Raw genomic sequence first — 1,315 nt, 5'->3', positions numbered from 1 at the left:
GCAGCTGCTACCGGGTTACCGGCTATAATGGCGTAGTCTTTAGGAGCGTTCTGATAAGTAAAGGCACCTGTGCTGTCACGTACAGGAATACCCGGGTTAAATAACAAGGCATCGAGCAGGGTGCCGCCGGTGCTGCCACCCGTTGTATTTACATTAGCCTTTAACTGGTTGTCGTAAGAAATTTGTGTATTAAGACCTATTTTGATCTTTTCACTCACTTTGGTATCGAGGTTGAACCGTACATTGCCCCGTTTGTAGTTGGAGTTGATGATGATACCATCCTGGGTGTAATAGTTCATGCTCAGGTAATAGCGGGTATCCACATTGCCACCGCTAAAGCCAAGGTTGAAGTTCGACATCTGGGCGCTGCGGAACAATTCATCCTGCCAGTCGGTGCCTTTACCCAGTGCGGCAACCTGTGCATCGCTGAAAGGCCTTTTGCTACTTGTTGGATTTAAGTTGGCGTACGTTTCGTTCATGTACTCGGCGTATTGTTTGGCATCCATCATATGGAGCTTCTTGGCCACCTGCTGCACGCCGGTATACGCATCAAAAGTAAGTGACTTTCTACCGGCAGAGCCTCTGCGGGTGGTGATCATTACCACGCCATTGGCGCCCCGGCTACCGTATATGGCAGTGGCGGAAGCGTCCTTAAGTACATCAATGGAAACAATGTCGTTAGGGTTTAGTGCAGTAATGTCGGCGCCGGCATAGCCATCCACCACATATAGCGGATCGCTGCTCGATGAAATAGAGTTGGTTCCACGAATGCGCACGGTGAAAGAAGAACCCGGCTGGGCGTTAGTTTGGGTTACCTGAACCCCGGCTACCCGGCCCTGCATTAACTGGCCGGTACCAAAAACGGGTGTTTTGTCAACACTCGACAGCGCAACAGACCCTACGGAACCGGTAAGGTCTTTTTTGCGGGCGGTGCCATAACCAACTACCACCACATCACTGAGTTGGGTAACTTGTTCCGCCAGGGAAACGGTTACTTCGCCGTTGTTGTTGGTTACATCTACCTCCTGGGTGGTAAAACCCACGGCAGATACAACAAGAATAGCTTGTTTGGTATCAGGAATGCTAAGCGTAAAGACACCCTTGGGGTCGGTAAAGGTTCCAATGGTAGTCCCTTTTAATTGAACATTGACTCCCGGCATAGGTAAATTGGATGTGTTGAATACCTTGCCGAAAATCCTTTTTTGTTGGGCAGCTGATTCATAGGGTAAACATGACCAGAGGATGACCAGCAGAAAACAGAATTTCCGAATCGTCGCAATCATTTGTTAAGATTAAGGTGAAGAAACAGGCAGTG

1 protein-coding gene is annotated in these 1,315 nt (G+C 49.1%); it reads right to left on the bottom strand.

Annotation, left to right across the window (positions count from 1 at the left end):
* The coding region (locus tag ACJ751_RS09475; protein ID WP_407745246.1) for a SusC/RagA family TonB-linked outer membrane protein at window positions 1-1,160 on the bottom strand (1,160 nt) is incomplete at its 3' end.
* Between the last annotated feature and the right edge of the window lie 155 nt (window positions 1,161-1,315).

This window comes from Niastella sp., from assembly GCF_045805085.1.
Taxonomy (GTDB): Bacteria; Bacteroidota; Bacteroidia; order Chitinophagales; family Chitinophagaceae; genus Niastella.
This window is presented reverse-complemented; position numbering and strand designations above follow the sequence as displayed.